At 61.8% G+C, this 16,393-nt stretch carries 13 protein-coding genes; 3 read left to right on the top strand and 10 right to left on the bottom strand.

Going from position 1 to position 16,393, the window contains the following annotated elements:
- Positions 1–81 precede the first annotated feature (81 nt).
- Positions 82–1,053, bottom strand: coding sequence for a LysR family transcriptional regulator (locus NCR98_RS01770; protein WP_244826978.1), 972 nt, complete (start codon positions 1,051–1,053; stop codon positions 82–84).
- A 373-nt stretch (positions 1,054–1,426) separates the two neighbouring features.
- Here NCR98_RS01770 and NCR98_RS01765 point away from each other — a divergent pair, with 373 nt between their 5' ends.
- The gene (locus NCR98_RS01765; RefSeq protein WP_250525372.1) at positions 1,427–2,815 is read left to right on the top strand and encodes an MFS transporter; all 1,389 of its coding nucleotides are present in this window, start codon (positions 1,427–1,429) and stop codon (positions 2,813–2,815) included.
- 23 nt (positions 2,816–2,838) lie between these two features.
- Here the strand turns inward: NCR98_RS01765 and NCR98_RS01760 are convergent, their stop codons facing one another.
- Positions 2,839–4,722, bottom strand: coding sequence for an ABCB family ABC transporter ATP-binding protein/permease (locus NCR98_RS01760; RefSeq protein WP_250508551.1), 1,884 nt, complete (start codon positions 4,720–4,722; stop codon positions 2,839–2,841).
- Positions 4,723–4,937: 215 nt separating this feature from the next.
- Here NCR98_RS01760 and NCR98_RS01755 point away from each other — a divergent pair, with 215 nt between their 5' ends.
- Entirely contained in the window at positions 4,938–5,333 is a 396-nt protein-coding gene (locus tag NCR98_RS01755) for an acyl-CoA thioesterase (RefSeq protein WP_244826974.1), read from the top strand.
- Positions 5,334–5,348: 15 nt separating this feature from the next.
- Here the strand turns inward: NCR98_RS01755 and NCR98_RS01750 are convergent, their stop codons facing one another.
- On the bottom strand, positions 5,349–5,828 hold the full coding sequence (locus NCR98_RS01750; protein ID WP_244826973.1) for a nitrate reductase associated protein: 480 nt from the start codon (positions 5,826–5,828) through the stop codon (positions 5,349–5,351).
- A 203-nt stretch (positions 5,829–6,031) separates the two neighbouring features.
- Between NCR98_RS01750 and fdhD the strand changes: the two genes are divergently transcribed.
- A complete protein-coding gene (fdhD, locus tag NCR98_RS01745; protein ID WP_250491770.1) occupies positions 6,032–6,859 on the top strand; it encodes a formate dehydrogenase accessory sulfurtransferase FdhD in 828 nt (275 codons plus the stop codon).
- A gap of 27 nt (positions 6,860–6,886) precedes the next feature.
- Here fdhD and NCR98_RS01740 read toward each other — a convergent pair whose 3' ends face one another.
- From NCR98_RS01740 to nudB, 7 genes are all read right to left on the bottom strand, one after another.
- Positions 6,887–7,651, bottom strand: coding sequence for an enoyl-CoA hydratase (locus NCR98_RS01740; RefSeq protein WP_244826971.1), 765 nt, complete (start codon positions 7,649–7,651; stop codon positions 6,887–6,889).
- 56 nt (positions 7,652–7,707) lie between these two features.
- On the bottom strand, positions 7,708–8,907 hold the full coding sequence (locus NCR98_RS01735) for an acetyl-CoA C-acyltransferase (RefSeq protein ID WP_250508742.1): 1,200 nt from the start codon (positions 8,905–8,907) through the stop codon (positions 7,708–7,710).
- 27 nt (positions 8,908–8,934) lie between these two features.
- Positions 8,935–11,364 carry a 3-hydroxyacyl-CoA dehydrogenase/enoyl-CoA hydratase family protein gene (locus NCR98_RS01730; protein ID WP_250525371.1) on the bottom strand — a complete coding sequence of 810 codons (2,430 nt, stop codon included), beginning with the start codon at positions 11,362–11,364 and terminating at the stop codon, positions 8,935–8,937.
- 372 nt (positions 11,365–11,736) lie between these two features.
- On the bottom strand, positions 11,737–13,524 hold the full coding sequence (locus NCR98_RS01725; RefSeq protein ID WP_250525370.1) for an acyl-CoA dehydrogenase C-terminal domain-containing protein: 1,788 nt from the start codon (positions 13,522–13,524) through the stop codon (positions 11,737–11,739).
- A 69-nt stretch (positions 13,525–13,593) separates the two neighbouring features.
- Entirely contained in the window at positions 13,594–14,271 is a 678-nt protein-coding gene (locus tag NCR98_RS01720) for a TetR/AcrR family transcriptional regulator (RefSeq protein ID WP_244826967.1), read from the bottom strand.
- A 293-nt stretch (positions 14,272–14,564) separates the two neighbouring features.
- Positions 14,565–15,842, bottom strand: a complete 1,278-nt coding sequence (locus tag NCR98_RS01715; RefSeq protein WP_250525398.1) for a phospholipase D-like domain-containing protein — start codon at positions 15,840–15,842, stop codon at positions 14,565–14,567.
- Complete coding sequence (gene nudB, locus NCR98_RS01710; protein WP_244826966.1) at positions 15,842–16,318, bottom strand: dihydroneopterin triphosphate diphosphatase; 477 nt, start codon at positions 16,316–16,318, stop codon at positions 15,842–15,844. The genes NCR98_RS01715 and nudB overlap by 1 nt, the downstream gene beginning before the upstream one ends.
- Positions 16,319–16,393: the final 75 nt, after the last annotated feature.

Raw genomic sequence — 16,393 nt, 5'->3', positions numbered from 1 at the left:
CCATTGTCGAAAAACAGCGTGCGCAATGCCAATGCCGTTTGCTCATTCGATCATGCGTTTCTTGCATAACGTCGCAAACGCTTATCCACCGGGCTTTTGCGCCGATGCATCGAGCACTTCTTCGCCTACTGCATCCCATAGCGCGCGGATCAACGCCTGACGCGGTTCCTCTCCTTGAGCGGCCAGTTTGTCGCGGTAGAGGCGGATCTCCATCGTCAGCGTGAACTGACCGGCGCTCGTGCCGCGTGTTCCCCTGTCGAGCCGGATCAGCTTGCCTTCTTCCACTGCGTCTTCGACCGCGCTGTGCGGCAGGAACGCGACACCGTGACCGGCAAGCGCCATTGCCTTTAGGCCTTCGGCCATGTCGGTCTCGTAGACCTTGTCGAGATAGAGGCGCGTGGGCGCCGTCGCGATGATCACCTCCGTCATGCGGCCGAGATACGCGTTCTGCGTGTAGGACAGATACGGCGCGGGCGCATCCGCGCTTGCGGGCAGCGTGTAGCGCGCGCGTCCGCCCTTGTTGGGCGCGGAGAACGGACTGATCGGCTCGCTACCGAGCGTGAGCATGTCGTAACGCGCGGGATCGAGCGCGACGGGATGACTCGGATGGTGATAGCCCATCACGAGATCGCAGCCGCCTTCGACGAGCGACAGCACCGCGTCGTGCACGTTGAGCGCGCGCAAGCGTGTACGGATGCGCCCGAGCCGCGCTTCGACGTGTTCGAGCCAGCGCGGGAAATAAGTCAGCGACAACGTGTGCGGCACCGCGAACTCGATGGTCGCCGCGGGCACGCCGCCTTGACCGCGCAGCAGCATGCGGGCTTCGTGAAACTGCGAAAGCATGGCGAGCGCTTGCTCGTAGAAGACCTGACCGGCTTGCGTGAGACGCGTCGGATACACCGAACGGTCGATGAGCTCGGTGCCGAGCCACGCTTCGAGCGCCTGGATGCGCCGCGAAAACGCGGGCTGCGTGATATGCCGAAGTTCTGCCGAGCGGCTAAAGCTGCGCGTCTCCGCGAGCGAGACGAAGTCTTCGAGCCATTTGAGTTCCATCGTGGATGAGCGCCTTGCGCGCGCTATGCGGCGAAGAAAGCATTTTATAGGGATGCGCCCTGCACGCCCCATGAACCTCACGCAAGCGCGACGCACCATACCCATGCGGCTCGCGCACGAACGCGGTGCCGCAGCGCGCGCCTCGTCGCGTGGACATAAGGCGGGCAAGCGGCTCGCAAGCGTAAGCGGCACATGCCCTCAAGCCTCGCCGATAAGGGCGTCGCGCAGCCAGCCGATTGCGCACACATTTCTTTGGCATGGTGCTTGCAAATTTTCCTGGTCCCGCTCAAGCCGATTGCTCGCCTATGCGCTGCATGCTGATCGGTCAACCAGGCAGAAGCACTTCGCCACACGCCTACATCTGGAATTCGCAATGTCCAATCTGATCGCATCGCTCAAGAGCGGCAACTGGCGCTCGCTGCTCGCCTGTTTCCTGTACTTCGATACGGGCTTCACCGTCTGGGTGCTGTATGGACCGCTCGCGCCGTTCATCGGCCGGGACATCGCGATGACAGCGGCGCAGCAGGGCTTTCTCGTCGCGGTGCCGGTGCTCGCGGCGGCGATTCTGCGCGTGACGCTCGGCAACCTCTATCAATCGACCGATGGCCGTGGCGTCTCGCTGATGGGCGTCGTGCTCTCGTCGATTCCGTCGATCGTGCTGCCGTTGTTGCCCGGCGCGCCGTCGTATGCGCTCTTGCTCGTGCTCGGCGTGTTCCTCGGCATGGGCGGCGCGAGCTTCGCCGTCGCGTTGCCGATGGCCGGCAGCAACTATCCGCCGAAGGTCCAGGGGCTCGTGCTGGGTCTCGCGGCTGCGGGCAACATCGGCGCGGTGCTCGACGGCTTCCTGTTCCCGCATCTCGCCGATGCCTTCGGCTGGCAGCTCGCCACCGCCGCAGCGCTGCCGTTGCTCGCGCTGACCGCCATCGCGCTGTACGCGTGGGCATCGGATCTCGGCGAGAAAAGCGGCAGCACAGGGCGCGCGCTGTCGAGTTTCGCGGTGACGCTCGTGAGCCTCATCGTGCTGGTGCTGGCGGTGAGCGGCGGCGTCTTCGGTGCAGGACGCACAGGCGTGTTGCTGCTGCCGGTGATGGGCGCGATCATCGCCATCGCGGTGTTGCCGGGGCGGTATCGCACCGTGCTGCGCGAGCGCGATACGTGGGTCATCATGCTCATCTACAGCATCACGTTCGGCGGCTTCGTCGGCATGTCGTCGTATGTGACGCTACTGCTTACTTCGCTCTATCAGATGCCCAAGCTCGAAGCCGGGCTTTTCATGTCGCTGCTCGCGTTTCTCGGCGCGATCGTGCGGCCCTTTGGCGGCTATGTCGCGGATCGCGTGACCGGTGTGCGTGCGCTGCTCGTGCTGCTTGCCGTGATCGCCGTGGGCGACTTTGCCTTCGCCATCTGGATGCCGCCTGTCGCCGGCGGTCTGGCATTGCTGATCTGCCTGTATATCGCGTTCGGGCTTGGCAACGGCTCGACGTTTCAGCTCGTGCCGCATCGCTGGAAGGGCAAGACGGGCTTGCTGTCGGGGATCGTAGGCGCGGCGGGCGGTATCGGCGGATTCTATCTGCCGGTGGTGATGGGCATTGCGAAGGAAAGCACCGGCAGCTATCAGATGGGCTTCGCGACTTTCGGCGTGATCGCTACGTGCGCGTTCGGTGCGCTGTTCGTGCTGCGCGCGCAGTGGCTGCGTTGGTCATCGACGGCGGCGCTCGGGGCCGAAGGCATGGCGATGAACGGCGCGCATGCGATGGAGTAGCGCGTATTCCGAGGCGAGGGCGATCAAACCCCCGCCGTATCCCGCTGCCCCATCGCGGCGACATCATCGCTGCCGCGCTGCTGCTGAAGCGCCCACATTTGCGCGAAGAGACCACCCGCACGCAGCAGTTCCGCGTGCGTGCCGCGCTCCACGATGCGCCCGTGATCCATCACGATGATCTGCTGCGCATGCACCACCGTCGAAAGCCGGTGCGCGATGATAAGCGTGGTCCGCTCGCGAGCGATGTTATCGAGTTCATGCTGGATTGCGCGCTCCGACTTCGAATCGAGCGCGGAAGTGGCTTCGTCGAAGATGAGGATCGGCGGATTTTTCAAAAGCGTGCGCGCGATGGCCACGCGCTGCTTCTCGCCGCCCGACAACTTGAGGCCGCGTTCGCCGACCGGCGTGTCGTAACCCGCGGGCAGCGTTTCGATGAAGTCATGGATATGCGCCGCGCGCGCCGCCGCGATCACTTCGTCGCGCGATGCAGTGGGCTTTCCGTAAGCAATGTTGTAGTAGATCGAGTCGTTGAAAAGCACGGTGTCTTGCGGCACGATTCCAATTGCCGCGCGCAACGAATCCTGCGTCACGTCGCGAATGTCCTGACCATCGATCAGAATGCGGCCGCCCGCCGCGCGGTCGAGATCGTAGAAGCGAAACAGCAGCCGTCCCAGCGTCGATTTACCGGAGCCGCTATGACCCACCACCGCCGTCGTCGTGCCAGCGGGAATGGCGAAGTCGATGCCATGCAGGATGGGCCGCGCCGCCTCGTAGGCAAAGTTCACGTTCTCGAAGCGCACCGCCGCGCCCTTCACCGCAAGCGGCCGCGCATCGGGCGCGTCCGGCACTTCGCGGCCCGCGCCGAGCAGCGTGAACATGCGGTCGGTATCGGTCAAAGCCTGCTTCAATTCCCTGTACACCACGCCGAGAAAGTTCAGCGGAATATACAACTGCAGCATGAAGGTGTTGATGAGCACGAGGTCGCCGAGCGTGAGCCGTCCGGCCATGACGCCCTGTGTCGCGCGCCAGAGAATGAACACGAGCCCCGTGCCGATGATCGTCTGCTGCCCGAAGTTGAGCATCGACAAGGAACGCTGCGACTGGATCGCCGCCGTTCTATAGCGCTGCAGGTTCTCGTCGTAGCGGCGCGCTTCCCACTCTTCGTTGCCGAAGTACTTCACCGTTTCGTAGTTGAGCAGGGAATCTATCGCGCGGGCGTTCGCCTTCGAGTCGAGATCGTTCATCGTGCGGCGAAAATGCGTTCGCCATTCCGTCACCTTCACGGTGAACACGATATACGTCACTAACGCGATGAACGTGACGATGGCGTAATACGCTTCGTACTTCGTCGCGAAGAAGGTGAGCACGAGCCCCACTTCGACGAGCGTCGGCAGAATGCTGTAGAGCGAATACGACACGAGTTGCTGAATGCCGCGCGTGCCGCGTTCGATATCGCGCGACATGCCGCCCGTTTGCCGCTCCAGATGAAAGCGCAGCGACAGCGCGTGCAGATGCCGAAACACCTTGAGCGCAAGCTGGCGCACCGCGCTCTCCGTGACCTTCGCAAAGAGCAGTTCGCGCAGTTCGGTGAAGATCGAAGTCGACAGCCGCACGAGCGCATAAGCGATGACCAGCAACCCGATTCCGCTAATCAGCACGAGCCCCGGCGCGTCCTGCGCGCGGCCAAGCGCGGTGAGATGCTGCACGGACGAGAGGCTATCGACGATATGCTTCATCACGATAGGCACGCCAAGGTTCGTCACCTTCGCACCGATGAGACACGCAAGCGCGAACGCCACGCGCATCTTGTACGTGGCGAGGTAAGGCAACAGCGAGCGGATCGTCTGCCAGTCGCGGCGCGAGCCCTTGGCAGGCGCGTCCGTCTCTCTCGTGGGGATGCGGCGCATGAGTCGTATTTTTCGGGCGCCTTCGGGCGCGTTGCGCGGGGGCGGCGTTTCAGACGCTTGGGGGTTCTTGCGGGAGCGCGATCTACGCGTGCTATCCCGGTACAATTCGCGAGACTCGCTGGCTTGCTGCTCGCGAGTCATCTATACATATGCATTGTCGCAGAAGGTTCAAGGCCCCGCTCATGGCCGCTGCGACGCAACACCGGACCCTTTCCATGCCCCAAGAATCCAGTCTTCCCCAAAAGCCGGTCGCCCTGCGTGTCGTCCCGCAGCCCGCCGACGCCAACGTGCACGGCGATGTCTTCGGCGGCTGGATCATGGCGCAGGTGGATATCGCGGGTTCCATTCCCGCGAGCCGGCGTGCGAACGGACGCGTGGCGACCGTCGCCGTGAACTCGTTTCTGTTCAAGCATCCGGTATTCGTCGGCGATCTGCTGAGCTTCTACGCGGACATCGTCAAGACGGGCAACACGTCGGTGACGATATCCGTCGAGGTCTATGCGCAGCGCATGAGTCTCGCGGAAGAAGTGGTCAAGGTGACGGAGGCGACACTGACCTATGTCGCCACGGATCGCGATCGTCGCCCGCGCGTGTTGCCCGCGCTCGATTGACCTTCTCGCAGACGTCTATTCGGTCAGGCCGAATTCGCGCATGGCCGGCAAGAAGTCGTGATTGAGTTTGTCTGCGTTGCGCGAGAGCTTGGCTAGCGCGTAACGCTGGAAGCGATCGAGCTTGCCCCAGCGCGACAAGCTTGGCGCGCTCACACCAGCTAGACTGCTCTGACGAATCACGGATTCAGGCACGGCATCGGCATGTGCCCAGACGGGATCGGTGTCGCGCTCGATTTGTTCCGGCGTGGCATTGGCATGTGTTTTCAGCATCTCCTCGAGCGCGAGATCGAAGTTCTTTTCGAGTTCCGCATCGTCTTCCACGGGAAAGCGTGCAAGCAACGCGCGATCTTCATACGGAAGCTGTTGCCATTCCTCGAGCGCGATACGCATGCCAAAGCGATCCAGATTGAAGCGCACGGCAAGCGGAATGAAACGCAAGTTGTCCGAGGATTCAACCTCGAAGCCGAAGAGACGAGCGGCGTCGTAAAGTCCCATGACGTTAGCCTCGTTGGATTGAGGGGCGCGCGCGGCGCGCATCGCCCGCTTAAGTTATTGTAGGGCTCTGAATCTGGCTGGAACCGTTGCAAATGAACCGCTGGCGCGCGCTTTTGAAAACGCGGACAGCATGACATGGCAGCAAGCGTCATACCCACACTTTACTTGAACGCGGCGGCCATGCGGTAAAGAAGGAGCAGCAAGTGAGTCGACTCGATACCGACGATCAACCCGGCTATGTCGAACGCAACGTGCGCAGACATCGCAAGGGCGAGAGCGCGATCGTCACGGATAACGTGGGCCAGGAATGGCCCGTTGCGCTCGTCTACAACGGCATTTCGCACGCGGTCATGATGTGCACGCCGCGCGATCTCGAAGCCTTCGCGGTGGGCTTCTCGCTGACGGAAGGTATTGTCGAGCGGGGCAGCGACATTCACGACATCGAAGTCTATTACCGCGATGAAGCAGACGCGCTGCCTCATGCCGAAGTGCACTTGCAAGTCGTGCAGCAGGCGTTCGTTTCGCTGAAGGACAAGCGGCGCGCATTGGCGGGCCGCACGGGTTGCGGCGTGTGCGGAATCGAGAGTATCGACTTGCTGGATTTGCAGCCCGAAGCCGTGCCGGATACTGGCTTTCTCGCGAAGCTCGCGCCCGATGCCATCGAACGCGCCGCGCGCGATCTGCCCGCGCATCAGCGGCTGACGAAGCTCACCGGCGGCCTGCACGCCGCTGCATGGTGCGACGAAACAGGCGCGGTGCTGCACGCGTTCGAGGATGTCGGCCGCCATAACGCGCTCGACAAACTCATCGGCCATCTCGTGCTGCAGCGTGTGGACACGACGCAAGGCTTCGTGTTTCTGTCGAGCCGCGCAAGCTACGAACTCGTGCGCAAGTCGGCGCGCGTCGGCGTGCCGATGATCGCGACTATCTCCGCGCCGACTTCGCTTGCCATCGCCATCGCGAAGAAAGCGAGCCTGAGGCTCGTCAGCTTCGCGCGCGAAAACAGCTTCGTCGAGTACGACGCGGATTGAACGCGCTTCAGGCGTTTTGCGCAGGCTTTATTCGAACGCGCTGAAGTTCGGTTTGCGTTTCTCGAAGAACGCCTGAAACGCTTCACGTGCTTCCGGCGCGGCGAGCATGCGCGCAAAGTGCCCCGCTTCCTCGCCCATGCGCGCGGTGACTTCCGCCGCCTGTGCGCCCTTCAGCAAGGACTTGGTCGTGCGCAGCGACGACGCCGGCAACGCGGCCAGCTTCCTCGCCTTGCCAAGAGCGTAGGCATCGAGTTCGGTGGCAGCGAGCACGCCGTTGACAAAGCCCATTTCGGTGGCTTCCTTGACATCGAATGCTTCGCCGAGCAGCAGCTTTTCCGCCGCACGCTGGTATCCGGCGATACGCGGCAACAATAGACTCGATGCCGCTTCCGGACACAAGCCGAGCTGCACGAAGGGCAGCGAGAACTTCGCGCCCTCGGCCGCGTAGACGAGATCGCAATGCAGAAGCATCGTCGTGCCGATACCCACCGCCACGCCCGATACCGCCGCAACCACCGGCTTCGGCATCGCGCTCAGGCGGCGCAGGAATTGAAACACGGGCGCGTCCTGGTCTTTGGGCGGATCGTTGAGAAAGTCTTCGAGGTCGTTGCCCGCGCTAAAAGCGCCGCCGTTGCCGCGAATCAGCACGGCGCGCACGGAAGGATCTTTCTCGGCTTCGTAAAGACCGTCCGCCATCTCCTGATACATCGCAGCCGTGATCGCGTTCTTCTTCTCGGGGCGATTCAGCACGATGCAGAGCACGCCATCCGCGCGTTCGATGAGAATCTCCATCTTCCGTCTCCTGTCGTATGGTCCGCCAACGCTCGACGCGCTGGCGGACCACGTCATCACAGCCGCTCGATGATGCCCGCAGCGCCCATTCCGGTGCCGACGCACATCGTCACCATGCCGTACTTCAGATTGCGGCGGCGCAGGCCATGTACGACGGTCGCCGCGCGAATCGCGCCGGTCGCGCCGAGCGGATGCCCGAGCGCAATCGCACCGCCGAGCGGATTGACCTTCGAAGGATCGAGCCCGAGGTCCTGAATCACCGCGAGCGACTGCGCCGCGAATGCCTCGTTGAGTTCGATCCAATCGATGTCATCCTGCTTGAGACCGGCGGCCTTCAATGCAGCGGGAATCGCTTCCTTCGGCCCGATGCCCATGATCTCCGGCGGCACGCCGCGCACTGCAAAGCTCACGAAGCGCGCGAGCGGCGTGAGGTTGAATTGCTTCAACACTTTCTCCGACACGACGATCAATGCGCCCGCGCCATCGGAAGTTTGCGAACTGTTGCCCGCCGTCACCGAGCCCTTGTTCGCGAACACCGCGCGCAGCTTCGCGAGACCTTCGACGCTCGTATCGGCGCGCGGACCTTCGTCGAGCGCGATCTCGCGGGCATTCACGCGCACTTCGCCCGAAGCGAGATCGGGGAAGCGTTCGTTGAGCGTGTAAGCCGCGATTTCATCGGCGAATTCGCCCGCCTTTTGCGCCGCCAACGCACGCCGATGCGACTCCGCCGCGAACGCGTCCTGCGCCTCGCGGCTCACCTTCCAGCGCTCGGCCACGCGCTCGGCGGTCAGCCCCATGCCGTACGCAATGCCGACGTCCTCATTGCGATCGAAGATATGCGGCGACAGCGACGGCTTGTTGCCCATCATCGGCACCATGCTCATGGACTCGCAGCCGCCTGCGATCATCGCGTCGGATTCGCCCACGCGGATGCGGTCCGCGGCCATCGCGAGCGCCGTCAGACCCGATGCGCAGAAGCGGTTCACCGTCACGCCGCCGACCGTGTTCGGCAGACCCGCGAGCAAGGCGCCCATGCGCGCGACGTTCAGCCCTTGCTCGGCTTCGGGAATGGCGCAGCCGACGATCGCGTCTTCGATCACGCTCGTGTCGAGTCCGGGCACTTGCGCCACAGCCGAGCGGATGGCGTGAACCAGCAATTCATCCGGGCGCGTGTTCTTGAACACGCCGCGCGGCGCCTTGCCAATAGGCGTGCGGCTCGCGGCGACGATATATGCGTCTTGCAATTGCTTGCTCATTATTTGCAGCTCCAATAGGTCGCGTGTTCAGTTGCGAACCGGCTTGCCGGTCTGCAGCATGCCCATGATCCGTTCCTGCGTTTTCTGCGTGCCGAGCAACTCGACGAACGCGCGGCGTTCGAGCGCGAGCAGCCATTCTTCATCGACGAGACTGCCGGCTTCGACATCGCCGCCGCACATGGCTTCCGCTATGCGGCTCGCGATCAGATAGTCGTGCTCGCTGATGAAGCGGCCATCGCGCATGTTGACGAGCGACGCCTTGATGGTCGAAATCGCCGAGCGGCCCGCCACCGGCACCTGTTTCAAGCGCAAGGGCGGGCGGTAGCCGGTATCGGCGAGCGCGCGCGCTTCCTTCTTCGCGATGTCGAGCAACTCGAGCACGTTGAAGACGATGGTGTCCGTGGGCTTGAGATAACCCATCGCGCGGGCATCGAAAGCGGAGATGGAAACCTTCGCCATCGCGGCGTTCTCGAACGACTTCTGCAGGAACTTGAGCAGATCGGTCGTTGCGTTGACGGCGTTCGCGGCATCGGCGGCGCGCAACGCGGCTTCCTTCAGGCCACCGCCCGCAGGCACGAGACCCACGCCTACTTCGACGAGACCGATATAGCTTTCGACGTGCGCCACGCGCTTGGCCGAATGCAGCAGCAACTCGCAACCGCCGCCAAGCGCGATGCCCGACACGGCCGCGATAACCGGCACATTCGCGTACTTCACGCGCAACATGCCTTGCTGGAACTTCTTCACGAACGGGTCGATGCCCTTCGCGCCGCCCATCATGAACGCGGGCATGGCTTCCTCGAGATTCGCCCCCGCCGAGAACGGACCGCCCGGCGTGCCGAGCGCAAGTGAAGTCGGCTGCCAGATCACCACGCCGCGATACGCTTTCTCGGCGAGTTCGATGGCTTGCGTGAGACCGTCGATCACGCCCGGGCCAATGGTGTTCAGCTTCGTCTTGAACGACACGATGACGACATCGCTTTGCTCGTCATCGAGCCAGGCGCGCACGCTTTGGGTTTCGAAGAGCGTCTTGCCGAAGGTCTTGGGATCGGCGCCGGTCTCGCCGACGAGCGGCGCGCGAAATACTTGCTTCTCGTACACGGACAAGCTCGAGCGCGGCACGAAGCGGCGTTCCTGCGGCGACCACGAACCTTCGCTCGTATGCACGCCGCCTTTTTCCGCGACGGGACCGTCGAGCACCCACGCGGGCAGCGGCGCTTTCGAGAGCGCCTTGCCTGCATCGATATCTTCCTGCACCCACTTCGCGATCTGCTGCCAGCCCGCGGCTTGCCAGCTTTCGAACGGCCCTTGATTCCAGCCGAAGCCCCAGCGAATGGCGAGATCGACGTCGCGCGCGTTATCCGCGATCGATTCGAGATGCACCGCGATGTAGTGGAACACGTCACGGAAAATGGCCCAGAGGAACTGTGCCTGCGGATTGTCCGTCTCGCGCAGCAGCTTGAAGCGCTCGGCGGGCGGACGCTTCAGAATGCGGCCGACGAGTTCATCGGCCTTCGCGCCGCCATCGACGTATTGCGCGGTCTTCGGATCGAGCACCTTGATCGCGCGCCCTTCCTTGCGATAGAAACCGGCGCCCGTCTTCTGGCCGAGTGCGCCGTTTTCCACCAGTTTCGCGAGCACGGGCGGCGTGGCGTAGATGGGCAGGAAGGGATCGTCCGGCAGGTTGTCCTGCATCGTCTTGATGACATGCGCCATCGTGTCGAGACCGACGACATCCGCGGTGCGGAAGGTGGCGGACTTGGCGCGACCGAGACGCGAACCCGTGAGGTCATCGACCTGATCGAAGCGCAGACCGAACTTTTCCGCTTCGGCGATCACGGCGAGAATCGAGAACACGCCGACACGATTCGCGATGAAGTTCGGCGTGTCTTTCGCGCGCACCACACCCTTGCCGACCACGCTCGTCAGGAACGTTTCGAGTTGATCGAGGATATGCGGTTGCGTGGTTGCGGTCGGAATGAGTTCGACCAGATGCATGTAGCGCGGCGGATTGAAGAAATGCACGCCGCAGAAGCGCGCCTTGAGTTCATCCGAAAAGCCGTTCGACAGTTCCGTGATCGAGAGGCCGGACGTATTGCTTGCGAAGATGGCATGCGGCGCGATGTGCGGCGAGACCTTCTTGTAGAGGTCGTGCTTCCAGTCCATGCGTTCGGCGATGGCTTCGATGACGAGATCGCACTCGGCGAGTTTGGCGACATCGTCTTCGTAGTTAGCCGGCTCGATGAAGTTCGCGTCGTTCTTGATACCGAGCGGCGCGGGCGAGAGCTTCTTGAGATTGTCGATGGCTTTGAGCGCGATGCCGTTCTTGGGACCTTCCTTGGCTGGCAGATCGAATAGCAGCACGGGTACGCGAGCGTTGATCAGATGCGCGGCGATTTGCGCGCCCATTACGCCGGCGCCGAGCACGGCGACTTTGCGAATGTTGAGAGTGCCCACGAATAAGCCTCCAAAAAAAGGGGTTGTGCGCGACTTGTATCGAATGGCTGCGCGCTACCCAATGAGCGCCAAAACTAATGAACAAAACACGTTAGTCATTGGAAGTGCTCAATGGGCCTGTGATAAATAGCGGGAAACCGGTTGTTCTTCAGAAGGCGGGCTCGCCCTGAGATGAACCTGAGGCGTTGGACATTGGGAGCGCTCAAAGGGTTTGTGGTGAATAGCGGGGAACCAGTTGTGCTTCAGAAGCGGGTTCAGAAGCTGCTTTCTTTGGTAACTTTCTTTGCTGCTGCAAAGAAAGTTACCCCTCCGCCGGGGAGGCGGCTACTGCATGTAACCGCACGAAAGCAGCACAGGCTCCCCTAAAACAAATCAAAACAAAGCCTCGTCGTAATCCATCATAGGCTTGGCCCCCGCGCGAGCAGCACGAATAGTAGAGGCTGTCTCGGGCAGCAGCTTGGCGAAGTAAAACCGTGCAGTAGCGAGCTTGGCTTTATAAAAAGCATCGTCAGAAGAAGCGTTATCGAGCGCCACCCGAGCCATCCGCGCCCAAAAATAAGAAAACACCAAATGCCCGACCGTACGCAGATATGGCACCGCAGCCGCGCCCACTTCATCGGGATTCTGCATGGCTTTCATGCCGATCTCCATGGTGAGCTTCTGCACCTTGTCGCCGATATCCGCGAGCGGATTGATGAACTCCTGCATCTCCGGCTTGACGCCCTCTTCCTCGACGAAATCCGCGACCAGCTTGCCGAAGCGCTTCAACTTCGCGCCCATGTCGCCGAGAATCTTGCGGCCGAGCAGATCGAGCGCCTGAATGGAATTCGTGCCTTCGTAGATCATGTTGATGCGCGCATCGCGCACGTACTGCTCCATGCCCCATTCGGAGATGAAGCCATGACCGCCGTAAATCTGCATGGCCATGTTCGTGCCTTCGAACGCGTTATCGGTGAGAAACGCCTTGATGACGGGCGTGAGCAACGCGACTAAATCCGCCGCCTCGCGACGCGCCGCTTCATCCGCGTGCGAAAGTTCCTTGTCGATATTGAGCGCCGCCCAATAAGCAAACGCGCGCCCCGCTTCGGCATAGGCTTTTTGCGTGAGCAGCATGCGCCGCACGTCCGGATGCACGATGATCGGATCGGCCGCCTTCTCCGGCGCCTTCGGACCGGTGAGCGAGCGCATCTGCAAGCGCTCTTTTGCATAGACGAGCGAGTTCTGATACGCGACCTCGGTGAGACCAAGACCCTGCATGCCGACACCCAGGCGTGCCGCGTTCATCATCACGAACATGGCGTTCAAGCCCTTGCTCTCTTCGCCGACGAGCCAGCCCTTCGCGCCATCGAGATTGATCACGCAGGTGGCGTTGCCGTGGATGCCCATCTTGTGTTCGATCGATCCACACTTGACGCCATTGCGTTCGCCCAGTGCGCCGTTCGCGTCCGGCACGAACTTCGGCACGATGAAAAGCGAAATGCCCTTGGTGCCGGCAGGTGCGCCCGGCAGACGCGCCAACACGAGATGGACGATGTTCTCCGCCATGTCGTGCTCGCCGCTCGAAATGAAGATCTTCGTGCCGGTGAGCGCAAAGGAACCGTCGCCGTTCGGCTCGGCCTTCGTGCGCAGAATGCCGAGGTCGGTGCCGCAATGCGGCTCGGTCAGACACATCGTTCCGGTCCATTCGCCCGAAACGAGCTTCGACAGATACGTGCTCTTTTGCTCCGGCGTGCCATGCGCGTGCAGACATTCATACGCGCCATGCGAGAGGCCGGGGTACATCGTCCAGGCCTGATTCGCGGAGTTGAGCATTTCGTAGAGCGCGTTGTTCACGAACGCGGGCAAGCCCTGTCCGCCAAACTCGGGATCGCAGCCGAGCGCGGGCCAGCCCGCCTCGACATACTGGCGATACGCCTCCTTGAAACCGGCGGGCGTGCGCACGACGCCATCGCCTTCATACGTGCAGCCCTCGCGGTCGCCACTCTGGTTGAGCGGAAAGACGACTTCGGCGCAGAACTTGCCGGCTTCTTCGAGCACCTGATTGATGGTGTCCGCGTCGAGATCGGCGTGCTTCGGCATGTTCTTCAGTTCTGCTTCGACATCGAGCAATTCGTGCAACACGAACTGCATGTCGCGCAACGGGGCGGCGTACTGTCCCATGAGTCTCTCCAGTTTCTTCGGGCTTCTCGTCAGGCGCCGCCAAATCGTTGTGCGATTCGTGCGGCGCCGCTAACGGCTATCGGGTTGTGGTGAAGCTAAAGTCGCCGTGGCGCCCACGCTTGCCGCGATACTGCTGTGCACGCGCGCGGTCGATTCCGGCGACTGATACGAATCGATCGTTTTTTCCAGCGCATCCCGCGTCAGTTGCACGGCTTCCGGCAAGTGAAGGAAGCGCGCGTCGTGATGCAGGCCGAGCGTGAAACTGTACAACTCGAAGAGCATCAGTTGCGGATCGGTATCCGGCTTCAAATGCCCCTCGTCCTTCGACTGGCGTATTGCGCGCAAGAGCGCCTCTCGCCAAGTCGTCACGCTGCTTACCAGTTGCTCTCGCACGGCGCTCGCCGCGCGGTCGTCGTATTCCACCGCGCCGCTGATATAGATGCAGCCCGTGGTCACCTCCTGGATGCGCTTTTCCATCCAGCGATCCATCATGGCGCGCAGCCTCGGCAATCCGCGCGGCTCTCGCAGGCTCGGGAAGAACACTTCGTCCTCGAAGCGGCGGTGGTACTCGCGTACCACTTCGACCTGCAAATCTTCGCGCGATCCGAAATGCGCAAACACTCCGCTCTTGCTCATTTGCATCCGCTCGGCCAGCAACCCGATGGTCAGCCCTTCCAGCCCGTCCCGGCTCGCCAATTCAAGCGCTGCGTCGAGAATCGCGGCCCGCGTCTGTTCGCCTTTTCGCATGATGTCTCTACCGTCCTCTCGTGACCCGATTTAAAACGAACGGCCGTTCTATTATTATGGCCAGTCGCCAATGAAACAAGAAAATTATTAGAAAACCGTTTCTAACCCGCCGCCAACGTCAATAGGATAAGTCTCAACATTAGCCGCTCGATTGTCCCTTTTTAATTGATAACTGCATGCTAGTGACTGCCCGAGTTCCCATTTTCTGAACCGGGCATGTTGCAGCGCATGAAGGAACAATTTGCTGCTGGTCAGCAGCAATCTACACGAATCAGGAGCCGAAATCGTAGTGATCAGTCGTATTGACCGATCGTGATGACTTTCATCATCAGACGATACGTGTTGTAGGCAAACCAGCTCAGCATGCGCTCGGTGACGGGGCGCGCGGCGTAATGCTTCTGGTCGATAGGACGGCCTTCGTCGAAGGCGTTGAGGATGGCGTCGTGCAAACCGGCGATTTCCGGGTGATTCACGAGCACCATGTTGGCCTCGTTGTTCAAGACGAGACTGAGCGCGTCTAAATTGGAGGAGCCGATGGTTGCCCAGTCGGAATCCACGACGGCGACCTTGCCGTGAAGCATGGTTTTCTCATATTCGGCGATACGCACGCCGTGCTTGAGCAGGTTGCCATAGAGAAACGGCGTGGCGTAGTCGAGCGCCACGAATTCCTTGCGGCCAATCAGCAGTGAAACGCGCACGCCGCGCCGTGCCGCATACACAAGCGCACGCCGCAGTTTGCGTCCAGGCATGAAGTAAGGATTCGCGAGCAGCACTTCGCTTTCCGCATGCGAGATGGCACGCAGATACGCCTTCTCGATGGCTCGCCGGTTCAATAAATTATCGCGCGCGACGAAAGCGACGCACGGCTGATCGACCGCGTGGATTTCGCCGAGCTGGGCGCGTTTGCGCGCGCGCATCGAACGGCGCGCGCTCCAGCGGCTTTGCTGCGGCTCGGGCTCGCATCCCGGCTGGCGCGGCTGACGCGGTTTCACGCCAAGACGAATACGTTGCCATTGCAAATCGATCGCTTCGCCTACGTCCTTCACCACCGGACCTTGCGCTTCCATCGCGAAGTCCCAGCGTGGTTGTTCGAGGCGCGTGCCGTTCTGATCGTAATCGTCGACGATATTGATGCCGCCGCAAAACGCGTAAGTCTCGTCGACGATCGCGAGCTTGCGATGCGTGCGCGACCATCCTTGCGGCCCGAACAAAAGATGCGGATTGTAAATGCGATGCTCGACGCCGCTTTTCTTCCAGAGCGTGAACATCGGCAGTTTGCTGTCGGTGCCGATGCCATCGGTGATCACGCGCACCGTCACGCCGCGTTGGGCCGCGCGCACGAGCGCATCGGAGACGGCGCGGCCGATGTCGTCGTTGGCGAAGATATACGTTTCCAGCGACACCGACGTGCGCGCATTGTCGATGCGCTCTATCAACGCCGGGAAGAACTGCACGCCGCACTTGAAGATACGAACGTGATTGCCCGACGTGAAGCACAGACGCGACGGCCGACGGCCCGAGAAAAGCGCCTCGCGCAGCCGCTTGAATTTGCGTCGCGGGCGAATGTCCATCACCGGCTATGCGCCGCGAGGCGCTCGGGCAATTGCAGAATGGCTTCGCGGTTCGACCACGAGAAGCAGCGATCCGCGGCTTCGCGCAGAGGCAGCCACAAGTGTGAAGTGTGTTCGCGCGGCGCGAGTGTCACTTCGAGACAGTGCGGCACGAGCAGGCTGAACTGGTGTTCGGTATTGTGCGTGACGCCTTCGGCATAGCGATGCCGCCACCGCGGATAGATCTCGTACTGAATGCTGTGATTCCAGTCGAGCAACGCGTTCTCCGGCACGAGCGGACTGCCGATCACGATCCCCGTTTCCTCTTGCACTTCGCGCGCGGCGGTCTCGGCAAGCGGCTCGTCGATACGGTCCTTCGAACCCGTCACGGACTGCCAGAAGCCCTCGTGATCCGCGCGTTCGATGATGAGCACATCGAGCATTGGCGTGTGGATGACGACGAGTACGGATTCAGGGATTTTCGGCGGCTTGAGCATGACGGTTTATGCGCGCGTTTCATTGTGTGCCTCTATGGCGAATGACTGTAACGCAAAAACAGAAAAAGGCGCACT

This window comes from Caballeronia sp. GAWG2-1 (genome assembly GCF_023631405.1).
Taxonomy (GTDB): domain Bacteria; phylum Pseudomonadota; class Gammaproteobacteria; order Burkholderiales; family Burkholderiaceae; genus Caballeronia.
This window is presented reverse-complemented; position numbering and strand designations above follow the sequence as displayed.

What these genes read in the sequence shown, in the direction of transcription:
- NCR98_RS01750 (WP_244826973.1), bottom strand. Translation starts at nt 5,828, where the DNA reads ATGGGACTTTACGACGCCGCTCGTCTCTTCGGCTTCGAGGTTGAATCC.
- NCR98_RS01770 (WP_244826978.1), bottom strand. Translation starts at nt 1,053, where the DNA reads ATGGAACTCAAATGGCTCGAAGACTTCGTCTCGCTCGCGGAGACGCGC.
- NCR98_RS01725 (WP_250525370.1), bottom strand. Translation starts at nt 13,524, where the DNA reads ATGGGACAGTACGCCGCCCCGTTGCGCGACATGCAGTTCGTGTTGCAC.
- NCR98_RS01755 (WP_244826974.1), top strand. Translation starts at nt 4,938, where the DNA reads ATGCCCCAAGAATCCAGTCTTCCCCAAAAGCCGGTCGCCCTGCGTGTC.
- NCR98_RS01740 (WP_244826971.1), bottom strand. Translation starts at nt 7,651, where the DNA reads ATGGAGATTCTCATCGAACGCGCGGATGGCGTGCTCTGCATCGTGCTG.
- NCR98_RS01760 (WP_250508551.1), bottom strand. Translation starts at nt 4,722, where the DNA reads ATGCGCCGCATCCCCACGAGAGAGACGGACGCGCCTGCCAAGGGCTCG.
- NCR98_RS01715 (WP_250525398.1), bottom strand. Translation starts at nt 15,842, where the DNA reads ATGGACATTCGCCCGCGACGCAAATTCAAGCGGCTGCGCGAGGCGCTT.
- NCR98_RS01720 (WP_244826967.1), bottom strand. Translation starts at nt 14,271, where the DNA reads ATGCGAAAAGGCGAACAGACGCGGGCCGCGATTCTCGACGCAGCGCTT.
- NCR98_RS01765 (WP_250525372.1), top strand. Translation starts at nt 1,427, where the DNA reads ATGTCCAATCTGATCGCATCGCTCAAGAGCGGCAACTGGCGCTCGCTG.
- nudB (WP_244826966.1), bottom strand. Translation starts at nt 16,318, where the DNA reads ATGCTCAAGCCGCCGAAAATCCCTGAATCCGTACTCGTCGTCATCCAC.
- NCR98_RS01735 (WP_250508742.1), bottom strand. Translation starts at nt 8,907, where the DNA reads ATGAGCAAGCAATTGCAAGACGCATATATCGTCGCCGCGAGCCGCACG.